Source organism: Psychrobacter sp. T6-1 (assembly GCF_052258445.1).
The window spans coordinates 1-22,517 of sequence record NZ_JBQQFC010000004.1; the positions used below are offsets into that span (position 1 = coordinate 1).

Here is a 22,517-nt window from a genome sequence, read left to right on the forward strand (position 1 = left end):
GTAAAGGTTTTATCACTTAGTCTAAAAATTCGGTATACCATTCAGCTACTTCAAACTGCCATTTATCACCTTTTCAATGACATATTATTATCATTCTGTGAATATGCAGTTATGAAAAATTCCCAGCACTATCAAAGCACTGTCTTCAATAATTAATACAAAACCAGTTGTCTATTGTCGTTTTCAGCATATCCTTTATGTCGAAAGCATTGTGCTGCGAGTATCCAAATATCACCGTTATAGAAAGGATTTTGATATGTCGCATTTTAACTTTTTACGTAATTCAGTATTAGCAGTAGTCGCCTCTACCGCTTTGTTTGGCGCCGCTTACGCTGATGACGCACTCAAGATGGATTTATCTGCTAGTAAAGTCATCAAAAACGCTGAAGGTAAAGTCGCTTACGTCCCTGTCAGCACCGCACCTGCTGGCACCACTATCCAGTACAAGGCCAACTACACCAACACTGTAAATAAAGACATCAATAATCTGATGGTGACCTTGCCTATCCCTGCCAATATGACTTTCACTGGCGATGCCTCTCCTGCCAGCGCTCAAGCTAGTGTCGATGGCAAGAACTATGCTGATATGCCGCTCATGCGCAAAGTCGATGGCAAAATGGTCAAGATTCCGTTATCTGAATATCGCACTCTACGCTGGAACATCAAATTACTGCCTGCTAACAAGTCTGCTGCTGTAGCTCTCAATACGACCGTTAGCTAACTAAGTCTTTTACCAAATTTTTATTACTTAATTAACTGAATCTTTACCATTTTTTGTCTCGGAGTCTTCTATGAAACCAAACACCTTTAAACATAGTCTGATCGCAGTCGGCGTCACCGCTGCTCTAGGTATCTCAACTGGTGCTATGGCAACTAACACTACCACTGGTACTACTACTACTAATGTTGATATCAAAAACATTGCAACTGCCAACTATGATGTCGCTGGCGTTAAGCAGCCAGAAGTTAAATCTAACGAAGTTATCGTTCGAGTATCAGAGCGTCTGTCTTTTTCATTAACTGCAAACAATGAAGATGGTACTCCAAATGATACCATCAATGAAAATCTAGACGTAGCTCCCAACGGTTTTGCAGTGTTTCAGCATACCTTGACTAACACAGGTAACCGTAGTGATACTTATACTGTCAACTTGGCGAATTTGACAGATGACGATGCTGATTATGATCTTACAGCTTCTACAGTGTCTTATTCTATATATAATGCAGGCCAAGTACCGGGTACCGACACTCCTGTATCAACGCAATCCAATCTTTCAGTTGCTACTGTCAATGGAAACACCCTTACCTTAGAGGCAGGTCAGTTCATCAAGTTCACTATCAATGCCAAAACCAAAGATAACAAAGGCGGTAATAGACAGAATCTTAGACTCACGGCTACTAGTGCACTACTGCCTGCTGCCAATAGAACACTGACTAACAATGATAAATCAGTGACTAAATTGCCTACTTTTAGTATCGTTAAGACGGTAACTAACGCATTAGATCTAAACAATGCGAATGACACGGCTACTTATCAGATCGTGATTAAGAATCCAACGACCGCATACTCTGCTAGTGCAACTGATATCACCATTACCGATAACTTGCCAGCTGGCCTGCTTATTGCACAAGCATTGACGACAAATAGCATTACAACTAGTGGTAGTGCAACCAAAGGCACGCTCAATCAGACGAATAAAGGCTTTGAGTTGACAGGAGTAAATATCCCAGTCAATGGTAGCATCACGATCAACTTTACGGTCAAAAAAGACCCTAATACTGCCTTAGCTAATAACGCTTTGAACCATGTCAAAGTCACTGATGATTTAGATAACAATCCAGCTACTGACAACACTTTGATCGATAGCACAGACAGCACTGTTGAGAACGTTACTCGATTCTACCCTGTCGATGATACCGACTTTACCAACGGAACTAATGCTACTGGTAACGACGGTAACGACTCTACTCAGCCATTAGGTACTATCAAACGTAATTTGACGCTCACTAATCCAACTGTTAAAGAAATCGCACCGACCTCAGGTACCGCAGGTCAAGCCACGCATCAAACGATTATTACTAACACGGGTCAAAATACTGAAGGTGATGTAGCAGGTAGATTGACGTTTACGATAACTGACAATGATAACGGTACACCAGACGCGGTAAATATTGTACCTGGTTCTGTGACCCTTACCTATGATCCAGATGGTCCTAATGGTTCTGCACCAGCACAAACTGCTGTCGGTATCACACCTAATAGCAGCGGCGTATATGATATCAAGACTGCCCTGCCTAACGGTATCGCACCTACAGGTACGGTTACGATCAGTTATAATGTCTCATCAGAGAATGCTGAAATCGGTTTTTCAGAAGATACTGTAGTAAAACTCACTGCAAGCGGTACAGGCGCGCCTACTGTCGCTCCAGTAACCGACAGAACCGATATCAAAGGTTTGACTCTGGTTAAGAGTCAAGCGCTAGATGCTACTTGTAAGGGTACTGCCGATACTGCCTTTAGTAGTTCTGCTGATCCGTTGGCAGCAACGCCTGGTCAATGTATCATTTACCAGATCGTTGCTACCAATACTTCTACTACGGCGCGAGGGTTCGATATACAGAATCTAGTAGTATCGGATGCAACGTCTAATTTTTCAGCGACTGCTGATTATAGAGGCAACTCTTTTGCAACAACGACTACTACAGGTAATGGTACGACTGTGACGGCTCCAGCTGCATTGAATTCAGCTAATACTGCTATTAGTACTACTATTAATCCTTTAGTACCCCAAGGCACGGCGACAATGAAGTTCTCGGTAAAAATCAAAACCAATCGTTAATATTACCTTTTGTTAGTAAAGTGCCCATAAGCATTAAATGTGCTTATGGGCACTTTTTTGTGTATAATGCATGCAATATACTGTATTCAATATGTAATAAGATTTTTTACTATTCATATGCACATACTATTGATATTCATAAAATTGCTCGGTTTTGAGCTATTTACAAACTTAGACTGCTTCAAATTGGTGGCTCTAAAAACATCTCGACTAATAGATTTTAGCTTATAAATGATTGTTATTTATGACAATTAACCGCAGATATAGAGATACACCCACTTCTATTACCATTTAACTACTCCTACCTACCACTTATCTTCTTTGTAATGACTGATTGTTACTATTTTGTGATAATACAACCATGAAAGTTGTCTCTTATCTCACTTGTCCTTATTTACCTTTATCACTCAGTGTGGCACAGATGTTGCATCGATGATTATGATTAGAATTTATACAAGTAATACATTGAACAAGGCTTATGATATGAAAACTTTTAAACTACTACGCGCAGCTCTACTAGCAACACTAGCATCTACTACTTTATTAGGTACAGCTTACGCTGAAGATGCTTTAAAAATGGAATTAACAGCTAATAAGGTTGTCAAGGACGCTGATGGCAAAGTGACTTATGCCCCTGTAAGTACGGCGCCCGCTGGTACTGTCATTCAGTACAAAGCCAACTATACCAATACTATCAATAAAGACATTAACGATTTGGCCGTTATCCTGCCTATTCCTGCCAACATGGCATTTAATGGTGAGGCAACGCCCGCTAGCGCACAAGCGAGTATCGATGGCAAGAACTACGCCGATATGCCGCTTATGCGTAAAGTTGATGGCAAGATGGTCAAGATTCCATATTCTGAGTACCGTACCCTGCGCTGGAATATTAAATTACTACCCGCCAAGAAGTCTGCCACTGTGGCACTGAACACCATCGTTGAATAGTTCGTTTTTGGACTATTTATTTACACCCTTTAGGAGATTTACCGTATGAAACCTAACGCTTTTAAATACTCAGTGCTCACCGTCGGCATTACTGCTGCTATGGGTATCGCTGGCACTGCCAGTGCTGATACCGTAACCTATAATCAAGAAGATGCGTTTGAAGTCAAAAACGTTGCAACTGCTACCTATAATGTCGCAGGCGATGTCAACAACCCTCAAACTGCTGAATCAAATGAAGTGACTATTAATGTTACTGAAACTGGTGCTTTTAGCTTAGTTGCAACTTTGACCGATGGCAATCAAAACGCTGACGATAACGCAGATATCGATATCGAAGCACCACTTAGTGCAACGGTCGACTTTACTCATACCTTAAAGAACGAAGGTAACGTTACCGATACTTATACTATTGATCTAGTCAATCAAGCAAATGATAATTTTGATTATGACTTAGACGATACTGTTATCACTTACCAAAAGATTGGTGCTGATGGTGATCCTGTTGGTGGCGTTGTTACTATTAATAGAGGCGATTCTATTGAGCTTGCACCTGGTGAATCGGCTGATATCACTATAACAGCGATATCTGATGATAATCGTGTTATTGATAGCAATGGCATATTGACCGTCACAGCGACCAGCCAGTATCTAACAGGTAAAGGTGAGCCTGCTACAGCTACTAACATAGACAATGCTATTACTACTGCCCCTATCTATGCTATTACAAAGTCTGCAAACTCAAACCTTAATAACAACATTATCGATTTGAACAATGATAATGCTTATGTTGACTACACAATTACTGTTGAGAACGAAGGTACTGCTGATGGTACTGATATCACTATTACAGATGCGCTTCCTAATGGCTTAGTAGCTATCCAAACTGGTGAGCCGAACTACAGAGCGCCTACGACTTCTGGCGCTGGTAATACTACTGCACCAGTTATTTCGTCAGATGGCAGAACAATTACAGCTAGTGGTGTAAATGTCGCTCAGGGTCAGACCGTTACGATTACTTTCCGTGCTAAAAAATCTGATGGCGCTACTGATGCTAGTGATTTTACTAACTATGCTGTTGTTACAGACGATCTAGACGGTGATAACATCCCTGATATCACAGATAGTACTGACGATAATGTTGATAACACTTTTGAGGATCCGAATGATCCTAATAACCGCGGTGAAGACAACAATGATGACGCGACCGTTACTCCGAGCAATCAAACTCGCGATTTAAACATCACTGACGCTCCTGATAAGGAAGTTCCATTACAGAGTACGGGCAATGGTTACACCTATACTATCAGCAATGATGGTACTGATGTTACAGAAGCAGACGCTCCTGATGAAGTGTTGTTTACTGTTGAAGTGACTGATAGTGATGATCCTAGAAATGCTATCGACATCACTACTGTTTTTGTAGATACTAATGGTAACGGTATACTAGATAACGGTGAGACTGTATTAACTCCTAATGGTAATGGTGAGTACGATCTTAATGACGCAGATACAGATGGCCTAGCCCCTGGAGAGTCCGTTAATATTGGCGTCTTAGTCGATACCAATGGTTCAGGTAGTAATAATGGTCAAGACAGTGATATCGGTAAAAATGAAACGATCACTATTACAGTCTTGCCACAAGGTGAAGTAGAAGGTACGCCTGCTCCTACTGATGATATCTCTCAAAGTTCAAAGACAACTATGCAAGGTATTGATTTATTCAAATTCCAAGCAGCGGCAGCTTGTGGTACTGATCCACAATCGATAAGCAACTGGACCACTGCTAATGTCGTTGCAACTGCTGATCAGTGTGCGTTCTATCGTCTAGAGGCAACAAACACCTTTACCAACACTGAAGTTAACACAGTTACGTTGTCAGATGTTTTAGCCAGTACACTGACTTACGCAGGTGACTACGTTTCTGATACGTCAAACAACTCAGCTCCGGCGACAGCTGATATCTCAGGTCAGAATGTTGGTGGCACCTTCGCTACTCTAACGGGTCAAGAAGTTGGTAATATCTACTTCTCTGCTACTATTTCACAAACAGGTACTAACCCAGCTCCATAATTATTGAATCATGATCAAAGGAGTTTTCTTAATCTGGTTAAGAAAACTCCACTTTTACCCTTTATCTTTATATATCCATTATATTTTCTTTCATAAGTAGGATTACCGAATATGCGTCAAGCTGTATTTTCGTCTCGTAACCCTCGCTACCGTGCAGGCGCATTAACTGCCCTGACGACGTTGGCAGCGTCGATGCTACTTATGCAAGCAAATATCGCTCATGCCGAAGATGGCAAGGGCGTGACCACGATTAATAATATTGCACAGACTAATTATAAAGTTGGCAACAGTACGCAAACAGGCACCTCAAATCAGGTCAGCTTTAAATCTTTAACCCTGCCTCAGTATGACGTCAGCATCACTCAACCTGCACTACAGACTGTCAACGCTGGCGATACGGTTCAGTGGATCAACGTCCTATCGAATAACGGTACCTTTGATGAAGAAGTCGTCGTCAGCTTTGACTACCCGAATACTTTGTCTAACTTTGTCGTTTATCAAGACATCAATAATAACGGTATTATAGATGGTGCTGATGAGCAGCTTGTCCTAGACGGATTAAGCGCTCAAATTGCCTTGGGTCAAGCCGAGAGCATTCAGCTTATTGTACAAGCGCTAACCGATCGTAACGCTACTAGTGGCGATACTGCTGAGATCAAGGTTGGCGCCGTGGTGGTCGAAGACAAGTCGGTAACGGCCGCTGCGACTGATAGACTGATCATCGTTAAGCCGAGTATTGGTTTTACAGACGAAAATTTTGACACGACTCAGAACAACACTCAAGTAGGCTCAAATGTCTACGTTGAAGCCAACTATGCGCAGTGTAACGTGCAGCCTAATGCCAAAGATCAAGTATGGGTGACAATTACCTCAGAGCTTACAGGCGACAAGTACTCTCTAAAAGCAACAGAAACCGGCGACAACACAGGTAAATATCAAGTCGCGGCGCCTACCCAAAACAATGCCAATGCCATCGATGATGAGATCATTCAGACGCTACAAGGCGATACTCTAGCGGTAACGCTTGATGCTTGTATCACGCCAGAGGGTGATCGCGTTAATATCGATAGTAATATTAGCAGCAACATCACTGTCATGGATCAGTCAGCCAGACTACAAGTGGTAAAAGAAGGCGATGTCAAATCAGCTGATCTGGGTGATTATGTCAACTACAGTATTAACATTACCAATAATGGCGCAGCCACAGCATTCGATGTCGAGCTAAAAGACGCGTTGCCGCGCGGTTTTGATTATGTCAAAGGTAGTGCACGTATCAGTCAAGGCGCGGGCGATGCTGATACCGATATTGATATCAATCAAGCACAAACGACTGAATTTAAGACAGATGGCAAATATCAAGTTCTAAGTTTAGGTACGCTAGCTGCTGGCGAGACCAAAAATGTCACTTATCGCGTGCTTATTGGTGCCTCATCATTAGGCGGCGACGGTATTAACCGTGCCACCGCAGTCGCTCGTGATGATCGCGGCAATACCTTTGCTTCGATGGAATCGCAGTGGGAAATCGACGTTAGCCGTGGCCTTATGAACACCGACGGTATCATCATCGGTAAGGTCTATCACGACATCAACCGCGATGGTATTCAGCAAAAAGAAGATGGCGAGCTTGGCGTGGCTGGCGTACGTATCTATATGGAAAACGGTAACTTCATCGTCACCGATCCTGAAGGTAAATATAACTTTTATGGCGTTAGTGCCAAGACGCACGTGCTCAAAGTTGACCGCACGACAATACCTGCTGCCAGTGAGCTGATTACCCAAAGTAATCGTAACGTTGGAGATGGTGGTAGCCGTTTTGTTGACCTTAAGTATGGCGAGTTGCACCGTGCTGATTTCGCTATCGTTGGCGGTATAGGCGATAGTACCGAGCGCTTAAATACTGAGCTTGTCGCTCGTAGCAAAAGTATCAGTGCCAAAAATAACACTTTAGAACAAGCGGTCAAGAGCAAGCTTGATCTAGAACCTATCTATGATCGCGATTATACCGATAATGTCGATGCTAGTGGTTGTAAGTCTAATGATGTCTTAGACCAAAGTATCAAATGCGATTCAGCGATAGTAACAGAGCTTGTCAAGCCTGGTGCTGAGCGCGTTAATATGGACGTCACAAAAGTCGTTCAACCCAAAGAAAAAGTGCTCGAAGAGTACCTAAAAGAAGTTGCTAACAACGACGTTGCTTTTATTAATTTGAGCAGTGGTCAACAGCTTGCTTCCTATAAACAGATGGTACAGGTACAAGCGCCGCTAGGCTCAAACTTTACTCTATATGCTAATGATAAAGTGGTATCAGCTGAGCAAATCGGTAAAACGGCTGAGCAAGAAAAGCAAAACGTCACCGCGTTTGACTACTACGCCGTTGATCTAAAGCGTGGTCGTAACACTTTGCGCGGCGTAGCCACTGATGTTAATGGCAAGGTTATCTCTGAGCAGTCTATTGACGTGACGACTCCTGACAGTTTGCAGGCGATTAAATACCGTACTCAAGAGGCTTTGGTTGAAGCTGACGGTATCAGCGAGTACCAGATTGTTGTCAGCTTAAAGGATCGTGACAACCGTCCTTATGTGGCGTCAACGCCGATCACTATCGATACCAATATCGGTCGTATCAATTTACCTGACGGTAGTAAAGATAAAGCGGGCACGCAGGTTACCGTCAATGGCGGTGAGATACTGATCCCTGTTATTGCGCCAAGCGTCGCGGGTAAAGGTGAGCTTATCATCGATACGGGCAGTAGCAAGCAAGTTATCGATCTGCAGTTTATTCCAAAGCTGCGTCCACTGATTGCTGTAGGTATCGTTGAAGGCGCCATTTCACTAAAAGACTTTGATGGTAGTAGTATCACTGATGCTCAAGGCGCGTTTGAAGAAGAGCTTCATGAGTTTTCGGGCAATGATGATTACTCAGCGACGGGCCGTGCAGCAATGTTTCTCAAAGGTAAAGTGCGCGGTGATTATCTATTGACGCTTGCTTATGATAGTGACAAAAAAGGTGAGCGCTTGTTCCGTGATATCGAACCTGGCGAGTACTACCCTGTCTATGGCGACTCATCAGCTAAAGGTTTTGATGCGCAGTCAACGAGTAAGCTCTATGTACGCTTAGATAAAGGTCGCTCATTTGCCTTTTATGGTGACCTAAAGACTCAGATCGACAATGATGATGGTATCAAACTTGGTCAGTATAATCGTACGCTTACCGGCCTAAAAGCGCAGTACGAAGATGCTAATACTCGCGTAACTACTTTTCTTGCCGAAACTAGCTCATCGCAGCGTGTGAATGAGACGCGTGGCCTTGGCATATCAGGCCCCTACCCGCTTGCTGAGAACTTCGATGCGGTACTTGAGAACTCTGAGACTGTTGAAGTTATTACTCGTAATGCCAATAACCCTGGTCTAATCGTACGCCGTGAGACGCTTACTCGCTTTGCTGATTATGAGATTGACCCTATTAGTCGTAGCTTATTTTTAAAAACGCCGATTGCCAGTCAAGACTTGGACGGCAATCCAATCTACATCCGCGTCACTGTAGAAGTAGACGAAGGCGGCGAAGACTATTTCGTCGGTGGTATTGCAGCCAAGCAGCAGATAAATGATAAGGTCTCTATCGGTGGTAGTTACGTCAATAGTGATGACCCCCTTAACAAAGAAGAGCTCGCTAGTGTTAACAGTGTCATCAAGTTTAACGATAAGTTAAAGCTAGTCGCTGAATATGCGATGAACAAAGCTGAAAATCCAAATTATCAGCCTAGCAATCAGATCAACGCTGATGAACTAGACGTGCAAGACGCTGACGGTGATGCACTACGTATCGAGCTTGACTATGATGATAAGAAAAATACCCGTGCAAAAGCTTATTACAATGACGCTGACGAAGGCTTCGTTACTGGCGCGTCTCCATTAACGGCGGGACGTACTGAGTCTGGTATCGAGATTACTCATCTTATCAATGATAAGAAGACCGCGCTTAAGCTTGAGGGCGTACGCACAGAAGATCATACTACTGAGGCGAGCCGCGAAGGCATTCAGGCCAGTATTGAGCAGCGCCTAAGCAAAAATGTCGTCGGTGAGCTTGGTGTACGCTATTACAAGCAAGACGCAACTGCAGCTTCACGTAATACTCAAGCAGCTACAGATACCATCGATCCTACAGACGATACTTTATTTGATGATGATATTATCAATCAATCTGCACTCAATGGCGTCAGTACTGCTGATAAAGATATCGAAGGTACGACAGCTCGCGCTCGTATTACCGCACGCCTGCCTAAGCTCAATAACAGCTTAGTATTTGCTGAATATGAGCAAGATATTGAGAATAGCTCACGTAACGCTACCTCCGTTGGTGGCGAGACGCCGCTAGGCAATCTAGGTCGTCTGTACGCGCGTCATGACTTAATCAATAGCTTGTCAGGCAGCTATGGTCTCGATGATACCGACGAGCGTCAACGTACCGTCATTGGGTTTGATGCCAACTACATGAAAGATGGTAAGGTCTATAGCGAATACCGTATGCGCGATGCTATCAGTGCTCGGGAAGCAGAAGCGGCTATTGGTCTCAAAAACAAATGGTACGTGCAAGAAGGCTTGACCCTTAATACACTGTTTGAGCGTGTTGAGTCTTTAGAAGGCGAAGAGAACAATACCGCAACCGCAGCCGGTATTGGTGTTGAGTATTTAGCACAAGAGGACTACAAGGCCTCAGGGCGTTTGGAGAAGCGCTGGGGCGAGTCTAGTGATACGTTGCTAGGTAGTGCAGGTATTGCTTATCGCTATACTGACGATATCACTTTGCTTGCAAAAGATACTTACTCGCGCATTGATTACGATGATGGCGACCGTACGGTTAACCGTTTTCAGTTGGGCGCAGCTTATCGTGATTTAAATAGCAATCAGCTTGATATGCTAGCTAAGCTTGAGTATCGTTTGGATGACAACAATACTGGCGATGACACTTATCGTAAAGACACCACTATTTGGTCATGGAACGGCAACTATCATCCGACGCGTCCACTGACTTTGTCTGGTCGTTACGCGGGTAAGTATACTGAATACGAAGCCGATGGCATCTCAAGTGATAACACTGCTCACGCCATCTACGGCCGTGGACTTTATGATCTTAGCGAGCGCTGGGATGTCGGCTTGCAAGCGGGTACTTACTGGAATGATCAAGCGGATGATCTAGCGTATATGCTAGGTGCTGAGGTCGGCTATAGTCCTATGACCAATCTATGGTTGTCACTGGGTTACAACTTCATGGGCTTTGAAGATGACGATATCGCCTATGATGATAGTACGCAGCAAGGCGCTTACTTTAGACTGCGCTTTAAGTTTGATGAAGAGCTGTTTAAGCGTGATGACCCAAGTAAGAATAAGCGTCTACATGATAACTCTACTTTATAATAAGTAGAGTTATCTTGGTTTTAAATAACGGTTTCTAGTAACGTTTGATGTGTACCTGATCCCTCTAAAGCGCTTAACGCCTACCCCCTTAATAAAAGGTTTGTATTATGATGACTGCCTCAGACCTCAAAACTAAAATACTAACTTATCAGCGCCATCTCCCAGCTGCTCTATCAGCGACACTGCTAGCACTTATCACCTCTTCTGCCTCTGCAGATTTAGACTTTGCTAGTACTACTCGTATTACCTCAGTCTCTCAACCTATCGCAGTACAGCCCATTATTGTCCAAACTGATGTCCAACCAGTGACTAATCCTATAGTAGAAAGCCCTGTCGTCAGTAGCATGGTTACCAATCAAATTAGCGCCTGTGATGATAATGAATTACAAACGTCTAAGTATCAGACCTCACAGCAGCGCGATATCGCTTGTATGATTGCGCAGTTGCAGCCCTATGAGCAGTCAAATGTCACTGCGCGTCAACAGTACCTAGCGTACAAGGCGCAAGCTTGGCTTATTTATGCCAATAACAAATATAGTATGAATAGCCGCGCCGCTATCGCTGACTATGCGTATGAGAGGGGCAGTACTATTTTTTATGCGCTAAAGAATAATAAAGAGCAAAGCATTGCACTTGTCAGCGACATTCCTCAAACCTCTGATATGATGCGCCCTGACCTTTGGGCAACATTGAGTGCGCTCAAAGATTCAGGCGGTATCGATAGTGCACCGCGTGAGCTGGCCTTTAGTGAGGTGTCTCTTATTTGGGCGGCAGCAGATCACTGTGCTCGCGGTTGGCGCGAATCAAGCCCTCATTTTAGGATGGCTGATCGCTGGTTGGAACAAGCTCGAGAAGCTTATATTAATGCCAATACTGATATAGATAGCGCCGCCCTGATTAAACACATTAACGACTATTACCAGCAGTATGAACCACTAGATGCTAGAAATGATATCTGTAACGGTCAAGTCATGCCTGTAGACAGTCAGGTTCAAAGCAGTGCTATTATTCCTATGCCTAAACCAACGGCGACGTATACCCTCGCTGACCAGTAACTAAATAGATTGTCGCCTAATACAAAGAAGCCAACATATCAATGTTGGCTTCTTTGCGTGGATATATAGATTACCAATATATAGTACAGACTACCTATGAGTTTAATATTGACTCAAACCCATAGGCGAGCCCAATTTATGAACCCTTTTTTGCTGGTAGTTTCTCTGGCAGATAACAGCGCAGGTAAGCGATAAATGCTGTATTTGCTTCTTGTATATACTCATCTGTAATCGCTTGATGACGACGATACGACAAAGTAAAGATTGCATTAATGATGCTATAAGCTATCAACATAGTGTCTTGAATATCGTCAAAGCTTGGCATCTCATAACGCTCAGATAAGCGCTTGTATACCAAATTAACGATTTGATGATCGATGTCTTCACCGAAGCTATCGCCTTCAAAATCAGGGGTGTTGGTATCGTATATCAGCTTAGCTTTGGTCTGATCTTCATGAAAAATCTGCACGCAGCGATCAATAAGCGCGGTCAAATAGCCCTGCCATCTGTCATAGCCACCTGTCTCAACGGTCTGCAATATCTCTAATAACTCAATAGCATTCAAAAAACGCAGCGCTAAAAATATCGCTTCGATATTAGGAAAAAAGTGATAAGCGGACGCTCTTGGGATACCCGCTTCTTCACATACAGCAGCTAGAGTAATGTCATTAATCGCTTGGGTTTCACTTAGCTTTTTGGCACCCGCCAATAATTTTTGGCGACGTACGCGTCCTTGCTGACTAGTAAATTTAAATTTGTTCGGCACTAGCATCTTTGCCAGTTCCGAATCTACAAGTACGTCTTCTATCTTGTCGTCTTTACTCTCACTCATTACAAACCTCTTAGCGTTATGCCTTTTTGTTTTTGTCTACCGTCATTATTAAATGATGCTAAATCTGATATTAATTTAACACTTTATATCAGCAATTTTCGTGCCACTATGTTTATAGTGCAAGTAGCATTAAACTTGACTGTATGTTTAATAAGTAGGCATTCATAAGTACTTGTACATTATCAAGCAAAAGACAGGAATGGGTCAAATAATAATGTATCGATTAACCCCAAAAGGGTCAATCGTTAAGCTTTATTTTGGCTCTGATTATACCATGATCAGTGGGTCTATCGGCATAATCCCATTTGAGATGATCATTAAAATAATCGACTCTCTCAACATACCCAAGCGCAAATTTACTCTCAGGTAAAAACTCTTCAGACACGAACAATTGATCGATAACCTCAGGCATACCTTGGTAAATATGCGTGTAGGCAACGTCTTTCATCCATCCGTAGCGAGCTTGCACACGGGCGGCATCAAATAATGATACGTCACGCATACTTTTATCATAATTTACCTCCCCTGTCTCGGTCATCAACTGAGTAGTCACGCTACCAGTCACATCATTCATATCACCTAGTAGTATGAGCGGCTCACGGGTATGATGAAGACGCTCGATAATAGACAAACGGATAGAGGCCGCTTCCGCCGCTCGCATACATAGGCTACGTAGCTTGGCACGGATGCGTATGTTTGGATCATCCATATCTTCTAATAGATTGCCATCGTCATCACGTAAGAAAAAAGCACGTTTGCTCTTTAGATGCGCTGTAACTATAGTGATTGGCTGCCCAAAGGCATCGACTCGTAATAATAGTGGTGGACGGTTGAAGCGCTCATAAGGCCCTACATCAGGAATATCGATGACCGCTTTTGGTGCAATTTGTTCAAGTAAACTGCTCTCTAACTGCTCAAAACGCGTAATAATACCAACTGCTGGCGTATCTTGAGCACCGAGTCCGCGAGTATGCACACTAGCCGTATCATTACTGGCTAGTGGTATGACGGCATGTTCAGGCTTGAACCCTAGTGACATTGCTAAGTCCTCAAGCGCATCGCTATCCCATACTTCTTGCACGGCGATGATATCAGCGTGTGCTTTTGCCAATAGATCTGATAAACCCTTTAGTTTGTGTGCATAATCTTGTTTATTATAAGCTGGCGCGTTTTCATAGTAGATGCGCTCTGCATTGGCAAAGTTTAAAAGATTAGCAGTAGCTATGTAAAAAGAGCGGCGAGTGTTACTACGATTGGAATCAGTCATAAGACCCTTTATATGATTGTCAGTGTAATAGCTTTAATGTCAGTGTCAGTGTCATAGCTTTAGCCAATGTGAGCGCGATTCGCGGTAGGTTTTACTCTTGCTATCACAAAAGCTATCGCACCAACAACGGAGGCCACAACACAGAGTATTAATAGCTTGTCGTACTTGTGCTCTACGCCAAATATAGGCGTCATCACAGCGAGGTATCCACCGTTCTCAAGCATATAAATAATGCCAGCGCTAAGCGCCGAGACAAAGCTGATAACAATCGCCCAAGGTTTGACCTCCCAGCTTGACCAAATGCTAAAAAATACTACTGGTGCCAAAAATAGTGAGGCTGTACCACTCACCGCGACTGCATCAAATAAGTCTTTGCTACCTGTCGCAATAAATGCCAAACCCACCAATAAAAATCCAAGCATCACCAGCCTGCCATTATTGACTGTAGGTTTGATGAGTTTCATATCGACAGCTACCAGCTTAGCGGCGCTGGCATAAGTAGAGTCGAGCGTCGATATCGCTGAGATTATGAGCGCAAAGCTAAATAACATCATAACCAAAGGTGAAAATAGCGTGCTGAGCGTTTGAGTGACCTCTGTCGCCCCACCAGCATTATTTAACTGCGCAAATACGCCAAGCAGGCCAAACAGTACAATACAGATGATGGAGATGGGAGCCGCATAGTAAAACGACTTTTTGGTGGTTGAGCGATCTGCCAAAAATCCGCGATCGGTCATCACAGGGTCGTGAGCCGGATAGCTCCAGACTTGAATAAAAGCGACTATAAGAAGTATCCAGCCCTTATTATCAGTACTATTTGATGAGTTGATAATCTCGCTCAATGAAAACAGCGGATGGGTGAACATAGCTACTGACAGTACCGCTATCGCCCCAATCGTCAACAGTGCCTGCACAACATCTGTCTTAAGCGCAGTATGCAACCCGCCAATAGACGAGTAGATCAAAGTGGCCACCGCGATAAATAAGATAATATAAGTCTCATTAAAGCCGACAAACAAGGTAGTGATAAAGCCAAATACTAACAAGTTGCTAAAGACTTCACTGACTAATCGAAAGCTAATAACCGCATTAAAGAAATGCTCGCCCACTCTGCCAAACTTTGCCTGCATAAAGGTTTGCATATTATCAAAGCCATGCTTGAAGCGTAGGCTGTCGACAATATGAGCGCCAGTGATAAAGCTAAAATAGTACATAGCATAAGCTAGAGCACCTGCGATACCATAAAAGAACCCAAGTATGGCTGCATTCATCAACGAGCGCGCAAATATCCAAGTGGTGACTTGTGACAATACCAAAGTCCATAGCCCAGGCGCTAAGCCTTGGCTTGATTTACCTTGATAAAAACGTGCAGCATCAGATGCAGTTTTGAGATTTTGATTTGCTAAGGTATCAGTCATTTGCTCTATGTTCATTATTATTGTCAGACTAAGATTAGCACAACTTTTTGACACTTATTGTTATTGTTGAACGTCAATACGATACTTTTATTTTTTTCTCAACAGCATTAAAAAGGGCTTTCAAAACATGGTTTGAAAGCCCTAATAAAGTCTGGTAAATATTCATTTATATTAATATGAATACTTATTTGCTAACGCGGTTCCATGCATCACGTGAGGCTACGCGCGCTTCATTCCACTGCATACGTGACTCGCCTTTGACTTCGTTCCATGATTGCTCAAGCTCACTTTCATGATCTTCAAAACGAGCATCTGCTGAATAACGATGACGATTAGCATACCCTACAGCATAAGCTGGATGGGCATCGCGATCAAAATCGTGACCCTGCGCATGATAGTCAGTATTGGCAAATTCAGCGCGCCAGTAGGCTTCTTCGTGAGTAGGGTTAATCGCCTCAGCTGAAGCATGACCTGCACCGCCACCAGCGATAGCACCAATAGCGCCGCCAATAAGCGTACCTAGTGGACCTGCCATAGAACCAATTGCGGCGCCTGCTGCTGCACCGCCTACGCCACCAATACCAGTACCGATTGGATGCGAACCCGGCTCTCCTGTGATCATATCAGCATTCAAGTCTTTTTTAGACTCTTTTGACATATGCTTGATTTCACTGCGATCAATATTATCTGGATCATTCATAATGACCTTCTTTTCGGTCACGCCAGCGTCAGGCGTACGCAACTCATTCTCAGCTCTAATACGTTCAGCATCGGTTAGTTCACGACCATCAGCAGCTACAATTTCAGTATCACCTATAATACGGGCATCATTGTTACTCATAAAATCATCCTTAAATTATTAGTTATTGTTTATATAGAAATTTATTTTTTGAACTATAAATTTGCAAGCTCGCCATTAGTATATGAACTAAAGCACAATATGCGATAGGCTAACTATGTAAACAGCGTCAGAATAACGATGCTCTTACGTTACAACATGTATCATGCTATAAGTACTCATAACAGCATCATAGGCTCAGCAGTGCCCTATCGATAGCCGTTTGCCATTTGTGTAAATGCTTTTCTCTGATCTCATTAGACATACTTGGCTCAAATATACGCTCAACCTCCCACGACGCACTCATAGTAGACTCATCATAAAGTCCCGTTTTTAGACCTGCTAATAGCGCGGCGCCCTTAGCCGTAATTTCGGTATCTTTTGGGCGCAATACAGGTACGCCCAGTAGATCTGCCTGAAACTGCATTAGTAGATTATTATTGGCAGCGCCGCCATCAACGCGCAGCTCTGTTAATGGATGCGGGCTGTCCTTTTGCATAGCAATAAGTACATCATAGGTTTGATAAGCCACTGCCTCTAATGCTGCGCGTGCGATATGGGCTTTGGTCGTGCCACGGCTCATACCCGTGATGCTTGCGCTGACATCAGAGCGCCAGTAAGGCGCGCCAAGACCAGTAAACGCAGGCAGCAAAACCACATCATCGCTACTGTCCACTTGCCGCGCTAAATCCTCGACATCACAGCTTTGTTTGATCATGCCTAGATTATCTCGTAGCCACTGTACAATAGCGCCTGCCATAAACACGCTACCCTCTAGCGCGTAGGTTACCTCACGCTTTGGTGGCTGCAAAATGCGCTTGCCTGACTGCACGATTTGATTAAGTGATAAGTTATCGATACGAGTAGGCATTGATTTTCGTTGCCATGCAATGGTCGTTAATAACTTATGCGCGCTGAGTTTTGGTGTTTGACCGATGTTCATCAGCATAAAGCAACCGGTGCCATAAGTGTTCTTGGCCATGCCCGCGTCCAGACAACCTTGTCCAAACAGTGCTGCATGCTGATCGCCTAGTACCGCCTGAATAGGAATCTGCTTAGCAAATAACCCCTTTTTGGTTTTACCAAAATCGCCATCTGAGGCGACAACTTTGGGCAATACCTCCATAGGTATATCAAAACGCGCGCACAGCGTTTGCGACCATTCAAGTTTGTGAATATCAAAAAGAAGCGTGCGTGAGGCATTGGTGATATCGATGACATGCTCGCCGCCTGTCAGCTGATATATCAGCCAGCTATCTATCGTCCCGACCGCGATTTGTCCACTACTTGCGCGCGCTTTTATATTCGGATGATTCTCAAGTAGCCAAGAGATTTTGCTGGCACTAAAATAAGGGTCGAGTCGCAACCCTGTGATATCTCGTACCTGCTGGCTTATGTTATTGGCTGAGCTATCAGCAGCTAGCTGTTCACAAAACGGCGCAGTACGTCTATCTTGCCAAATAATGGCTGGCGCAAGTGGCAGCCCTGTCTGCTTGTCCCAAATGACAATCGACTCACGCTGATTGGTGATAGCAATACAGCTGACATCCGTTGCAAGTAGTCCTGCTTGATTGATGACGTCATGAGCACAGCTAATCTGTGTCTGCCAGATTTGGCGGGCGTCTTGCTCGACATAACCGGCCTTTGGGGTTTGTAAGGTGGTGGGCTGCTGCGCCATCTCAATAGGATGTGCACGGTCATCATATAGTATGGCTCGACTCGACGTGGTGCCTTGATCTAACGCTAATATATATCCTGCCATTGATTACCCCTGCACCTATTATAAATTCGATTTTTAGTAGTTTGTAAGACTATATTTGCGATAATGCTGATACTTACGTCACTACTGTCTATAATATACCCATAAGCATCTAGGGCTGTATAGCTCAAAATCTAAATGTATTGGTTTGTTGCAAGGTCTTTATCGTTTATGAAACTTACCCCTTTGTCTTTATCTCACTGTATTACTATAGCCTCACTGATAGCACTCTCAACACCCGCGTTTGCAGATATCAGTTCTGGTACAGGTATTGATGCTGATCCTACCCTTAACTATACAGCGCTACCTGATGACACGACACAAATTATCGATACGGGCGAGGCGCGCTATAGCAATACTCAGACACGTATAGAAGCGCCCTCACCGTTAACTCAAAACGCAGCTTCTAAGCTAAATACCTTGATCGACCCTATTACTAGTAAGACAATTGCTAACAGCTACCCGCTGGAAGTCTCTAGTTTTTTGAGTTTAGCGCAAGCACAAGATATCTTATTGCAAGTCTCGCCCAAGCTGGCTGCTAATCAGGCGGCGATTGCCTCAAGCGAATATCAAACCCAGGCGCTGTCCACCATAGACAGACCCTTTGTATTTGCGCAACTCTCAGCGAGTACTTATAAAGTACAAGAAGATGTGGATTTATCCTCTCTACGCAATGAGATTGTCAATGGCGTCAACACTGTCGGCGCTGATATTAATGGTATGACGCCTACTATTGTGCCCTCGCCTATATTGCCTAATTTTGGTGAGATGCTCGGCGAGCGTATTCCAGAGTCTTATGACTTTGAGCGCTCAGGGTCTACCTCGGGCGCAGGTCTTGGCTTTGCTTGGCCCATTTATACTGCTGGGCGCACCGATAGTCTGACTGGCGCATCAAACGCCCGCACGCAAGAAGCGATAGCAGATAGTGTACTGGATAAAAACGAGCGGTATAATACCTTGATTGAGCGCTATTTTAAGGCGCAGCTGGCTATCATTGCTGCATATCTGCGTGAGGATGCTTATGATACTTTGCAGCAGACTGACTATATGGCCAAGCGCTTGTTTGAAGAAGGCTTTATTTCACGCGTTGATCGTTTAGAGGCACAGTCAGCGCTTGCAGATGCCAAAAGCGAATCTATCAAAGCTAATAATGACGCGCGCCTAGCCATGATCGCTTTGCAGCGTCTGCTACGTACAGAATATCGTATCAAGCCGACCACGCCTTTGTTTGTATCGAGTCGTCCGCTGCCTGATGTGTCCTATTTTCAAGACTTAGCACTCGCTCAGCATCCTGGACTCCAAAAAGTCGCCGCCAAGCGCGCGCAAGCTGAGCAGCTGCATGCGCTATCTGACACAGGCTACAAGCCTACGGTTATGCTTTATGGCTATAGTCAAGTCGGGCGAGATCCGAGCTGGATTGCAGGGGTGTCAGCAAGCTGGAAGCTATGGGGCGGGCTGGATAAAGCGGCATCACTTGCTTCAAGCAGCGCCAAGATACGCCAAGCGGATCTCTCAGAGATTGAAGTTAGTGATAACCTACTGCTATTGGTCGAGAAGAACTGGAACGATGTCAATAATGCACAAGCGCGATATCAAGCCCTTCAGAGCAATGTTGACTTGGCGACAGAAGTATTGCGTCTGCGGCGCTTAGGACTAGATGAAGGCGTCAATACGACGATAGAGGTTGTGCAAGCGCAGACGCAAGCGCTCAAAGCACGTACCGAGCAGGCGCAAACCGCTAACGATTATGTGCAGGCGCTTGCCGCCTTGATGCAGAGCACGGGTACACCTCTAGCGTTCAACGCGTATCTCAATGCCGCTGATATTAGGCTACCCACTTTGTATACCGAATAATTTAATATAAAAATTACTTACTTTATAGCTATTTAAAGGCAGTATTAAACAGCAACTACTAAGCACTACTCTACTACTCACCCTAATGCGAATGACTCCTCTATGACAAATTTGACGAGCAAAATAACGAACGCGGCGCAGCCTATAATACAAACGTGGCGTATAGCGAACACCTCTACGGTTTGGGCACATTGCGCCAGCGTAGGGTTCTTTGGTTTTTTATCTATATTTCCTGTGATGGCGGTATTTGTACTGATTTATGGCTTGCTGTTCTCGCCTACTCAAATGCAAGAGCAGATTGCACTGCTTCAAGCATATGTACCGGGTTCTGTCTACGATGTCATAAACAGTCGCCTGACTGAGTTGACCTCCAATACCAACTCGCGCTTGACCTTTAGTCTACTGCTCTCAAGTGTGCTTGCTCTATATGCAGGCTCTAAAGGTATCAAATATCTGATTTTGCTTATCAATTTGGCCTTTCATATTAATGAGGAGCGCGGATTTATACAGAGCACGATTCGATCATTAAGCTTAACCTTAGCCGCTGTCATGGTAGTTATTGTTGCTATCTCCTCTATTGCCCTTGTGCCCTTGGTAGCCGCCTATTTTCCTTTTTCGCAGTTCGTTGAGACGATAGCGCTATGGAGCAGATGGCCTATACTTGCAGGTATTATATTTCTAAGCTTTTTGACTTTGTATCGTTTTGGGCCAAATCGTGATGCTGTCGCATTAAAAAAGCTGATGCCAGGCGCGGCGCTTGCCACCATACTTTGGATTGTACTGTCGGTACTGTTCTCCATTTATGTGCAAAACTTTAATAACTATAGTGCTGAATTTGGCGCACTATCAGCAGCGGTCGTCATTATGCTATGGCTGTATTATTCCGCCTTTATCGTAGCCTTTGGGGCGATTTATAATTTTGAATCCATAGAAAACTCAAAACCTGTTGCGATCCATGTTTATCAATAAGCGACTACTTATTTAGCTTATGATCATGTCACTTTCGATCGTGACATTTAAATAAAAATTATTTTAAAACTTTTAACACCAGCCTTTTACTTTATTGCTACAGGATTTTGCAGTCATGACTGACTCTCATAATGATTTAAACAAAGCAGACTTAGCGGATGATAGTCACACTACAAATGATCTTGAGCATCCCTCTACAAACTATCAGCGTACAACAGACAAGGATAAGGACTCTTCGATAATCAAAAAAGCCATACTTGCCCTCGTCATCCTTGGTGTGCTGGGTCTGATCGCTTATGGGCTATTTAAAAGTAGTCAAAACAGTGCGCCTGAGACTATTACGTTGCAAGGACAGATGCAAATGCGTCAGACCTCTATCGCAGCTAAAGTCCCTGGACGCATCGCCAAGATATTAGTGAGTGAGGGCGATATGGTCCAGGCAGGACAGCAGCTCATAGAGATGGACTCCCCTGAGATCAACGCCAAGATCAACCAAGCACGCGCAGGCAAGCAGGCCGCGCAAAGTCAGTTGGATAAAGCACAGAATGGCGCACGCCCGCAGGAAATCGCGCAAGCAAAAGCGGCTTGGCAAGCGAATAAAGCGGCATCAGATTTGGCGCAAAACACCTATCAGCGTGTCAATCGCCTCTATGAAGAGGGACTAATGGCACGGCAAAAACGTGATGAAGCGTACGCGCAGTACTTAGCTACCCAAGATCAGACCGAAGCGGCGCGCCTGCAATACGAGCTGGCTATGGAAGGTGCACGCAGTGAAGACAAATCAGCGGCGGCGGCGCAAGTAGCACAAGTGGACGCGCAATTAGAAGAGGCTTTGGTCGCCCGCGAGGAAGCCAATTTAAAAAGTCCGATATCAGGGGTCGTGGATTCAGTCATCGTCAATACAGGTGAGGTCATCGGTCAAGGCGTACCTATACTGACCTTGGTTAATACTGATGATCAGTGGGTCGTCCTCAACGTCACTGAAACCTATCTCAATCAATTTGCTATCGGTCAGCAGTTTACTGGGACTATTCCTGCGCTATCGTCAGCCAATAACCCTTTCGATATGCAATTTATAGTCTATGCCAGCTCTAGCTTATCTGACTTTGCCACTTGGCGCCCGACCAATAATGACGATGGCTTTGATGTGCGCACCTTTGAGATTAAAGCGCGTCCTGTCAGTCCTGATACGCGTATACGCGCTGGTATGAGCGTTATTGTCACTATCGACTCGTCACTTCTCCAAGAGTAG

Annotated in this window: 14 protein-coding genes; 9 read left to right on the plus strand and 5 right to left on the minus strand. The window is 44.2% G+C overall.

All coding sequences use genetic code 11. The features are described from left to right. Window positions 1–256 precede the first annotated feature (256 nt). The 6 genes from ACTXGO_RS00635 to ACTXGO_RS00660 all read left to right on the plus strand — a co-directional run bounded on the left by ACTXGO_RS00635 (window position 257) and on the right by ACTXGO_RS00660 (window position 12,328). Window positions 257–721: a hypothetical protein gene (locus ACTXGO_RS00635; RefSeq protein ID WP_317199023.1), complete on the plus strand. Its 465-nt coding sequence runs from the start codon at window positions 257–259 to the stop codon at window positions 719–721. Window positions 722–791: 70 nt separating this feature from the next. After that, the gene (locus ACTXGO_RS00640; RefSeq protein ID WP_443573121.1) at window positions 792–2,840 is read left to right on the plus strand and encodes a hypothetical protein; all 2,049 of its coding nucleotides are present in this window, start codon (window positions 792–794) and stop codon (window positions 2,838–2,840) included. Between the two features lie 483 nt (window positions 2,841–3,323). Beyond that, window positions 3,324–3,788, plus strand: a complete 465-nt coding sequence (locus ACTXGO_RS00645) for a hypothetical protein (RefSeq protein WP_443573122.1) — start codon at window positions 3,324–3,326, stop codon at window positions 3,786–3,788. A gap of 45 nt (window positions 3,789–3,833) precedes the next feature. After that, on the plus strand, window positions 3,834–5,858 hold the full coding sequence (locus ACTXGO_RS00650) for a hypothetical protein (protein WP_443541790.1): 2,025 nt from the start codon (window positions 3,834–3,836) through the stop codon (window positions 5,856–5,858). 111 nt (window positions 5,859–5,969) lie between these two features. Continuing rightward, window positions 5,970–11,273: a hypothetical protein gene (locus tag ACTXGO_RS00655; RefSeq protein ID WP_443573123.1), complete on the plus strand. Its 5,304-nt coding sequence runs from the start codon at window positions 5,970–5,972 to the stop codon at window positions 11,271–11,273. Window positions 11,274–11,380: 107 nt separating this feature from the next. Further along, entirely contained in the window at window positions 11,381–12,328 is a 948-nt protein-coding gene (locus ACTXGO_RS00660) for a hypothetical protein (RefSeq protein ID WP_443541794.1), read from the plus strand. Window positions 12,329–12,464: 136 nt separating this feature from the next. Here the strand turns inward: ACTXGO_RS00660 and ACTXGO_RS00665 are convergent, their stop codons facing one another. The 5 genes from ACTXGO_RS00665 to glpK form a co-directional block, all read right to left on the minus strand. Then, window positions 12,465–13,160: a TetR/AcrR family transcriptional regulator gene (locus ACTXGO_RS00665; protein WP_317199029.1), complete on the minus strand. Its 696-nt coding sequence runs from the start codon at window positions 13,158–13,160 to the stop codon at window positions 12,465–12,467. Window positions 13,161–13,398: 238 nt separating this feature from the next. Then, window positions 13,399–14,427, minus strand: coding sequence for an endonuclease/exonuclease/phosphatase family protein (locus tag ACTXGO_RS00670; protein ID WP_443541795.1), 1,029 nt, complete (start codon window positions 14,425–14,427; stop codon window positions 13,399–13,401). 59 nt (window positions 14,428–14,486) lie between these two features. Further along, window positions 14,487–15,845 carry a hypothetical protein gene (locus ACTXGO_RS00675; protein ID WP_443541797.1) on the minus strand — a complete coding sequence of 453 codons (1,359 nt, stop codon included), beginning with the start codon at window positions 15,843–15,845 and terminating at the stop codon, window positions 14,487–14,489. A gap of 184 nt (window positions 15,846–16,029) precedes the next feature. Continuing rightward, complete coding sequence (locus ACTXGO_RS00680; RefSeq protein ID WP_443573131.1) at window positions 16,030–16,545, minus strand: hypothetical protein; 516 nt, start codon at window positions 16,543–16,545, stop codon at window positions 16,030–16,032. A 328-nt stretch (window positions 16,546–16,873) separates the two neighbouring features. Beyond that, window positions 16,874–18,445, minus strand: a complete 1,572-nt coding sequence (gene glpK, locus ACTXGO_RS00685; RefSeq protein ID WP_435949135.1) for a glycerol kinase GlpK — start codon at window positions 18,443–18,445, stop codon at window positions 16,874–16,876. A gap of 168 nt (window positions 18,446–18,613) precedes the next feature. Between glpK and ACTXGO_RS00690 the strand changes: the two genes are divergently transcribed. From ACTXGO_RS00690 to ACTXGO_RS00700, 3 genes are all read left to right on the plus strand, one after another. Further along, complete coding sequence (locus ACTXGO_RS00690) at window positions 18,614–20,296, plus strand: TolC family protein (RefSeq protein ID WP_443573124.1); 1,683 nt, start codon at window positions 18,614–18,616, stop codon at window positions 20,294–20,296. Window positions 20,297–20,398: 102 nt separating this feature from the next. Then, window positions 20,399–21,265: a YihY/virulence factor BrkB family protein gene (locus ACTXGO_RS00695; protein ID WP_435949138.1), complete on the plus strand. Its 867-nt coding sequence runs from the start codon at window positions 20,399–20,401 to the stop codon at window positions 21,263–21,265. Between the two features lie 115 nt (window positions 21,266–21,380). Then, a complete protein-coding gene (locus tag ACTXGO_RS00700; RefSeq protein ID WP_443541803.1) occupies window positions 21,381–22,517 on the plus strand; it encodes an HlyD family secretion protein in 1,137 nt (378 codons plus the stop codon).